Source organism: Aeromonas sp. ZOR0002 (assembly GCF_963866995.1).
GTDB lineage: Bacteria > Pseudomonadota > Gammaproteobacteria > Enterobacterales > Aeromonadaceae > Aeromonas > Aeromonas caviae.
The window spans coordinates 1-922 of record NZ_CAWMFQ010000234.1 but is presented as its reverse complement, the minus strand read 5'-3'; the positions used below and the strand labels follow the sequence as shown (position 1 = coordinate 922).

The window sequence follows — 922 nt, the reverse complement described above, 5'->3', positions numbered from 1 at the left end:
TCACAGTAGACGGGCAGCCCCGTTGCTGATACGCCATGTCGAGCGCTTTCACGGCCAACTCAGCATCAGGCCTGCCGGACATCGCCCAGCCCACGACCCGTCGGGTGTGGAGGTCGAGCACCGCGGCCAGGTAATGCCAGCGGCCACCTGCCCATACGTAAGTGATGTCGCCGCACCACACCTGATTGGGTTGCTGGACATCAAATTCACGCGCCAGAAGATTGGGAATATCCGGTCGTTCAGACCGCGCGACCTGATAACGATGAGCTCCCGGTTGTTTGGAGACCAGCCCGGCCTCCTTCATCAGGCGACGCACCTTGAACCGACCAATCTGATGCCCCAGTGCCCGCATCATTGACATCAAGGCCCGGCTGCCAGCTGAGCCTCTACTCTCTTTGAACAAACACCGTAACTCACTTCTCTGCTGCACCCGCTCACGGTTAATTGTGCGCCTGCGAGCCAGATAGTCGTAAAAACAGGCGGTTGGTATACCGAAAGTGCAACAGACCAGGGTGGTGGGGGCTTGCTCCCTTAATCGGTCTATCAGCGCGTACGTTCGAGTTCGTCCGCCATCAAGAGAGCAGTAGCCTTTTTTAGAATGGCCTTTTCGCGTTCAAGCCGGTTGATGCGGGCTTCCAACTCCTGAATTTTTTGCTGCTCAGGGGTCAGCGCCCGGTTAGCAGGTGTAGCGCCACTTCGTTCTGATTGAAGTTGCTGAACCCATCGACGCAGCACAGTTTCGCCGACATCCAGTGAACGGCTGGCTTCGGGGACTGAATAGCCTTGGTCGAGCACCAGGGATGCGGCTTCCAGCTTGAACTCGGCAGTAAATGAGCGACGTAATCTTGTCATTGAACACCTCAAATAATGGTGGCGACTGTACCACCTAAAACGGTGTCCGGGATGATTAGACCACTACAAT

The 922-nt window shown here is 56.3% G+C and carries 1 pseudogene; it reads right to left on the bottom strand.

Annotated features, from left to right (window positions below):
• Nucleotides 1-852: pseudogene (locus AACR77_RS13220) on the bottom strand (IS3 family transposase); the annotation flags it as partial.
• Between the last annotated feature and the right edge of the window lie 70 nt (nucleotides 853-922).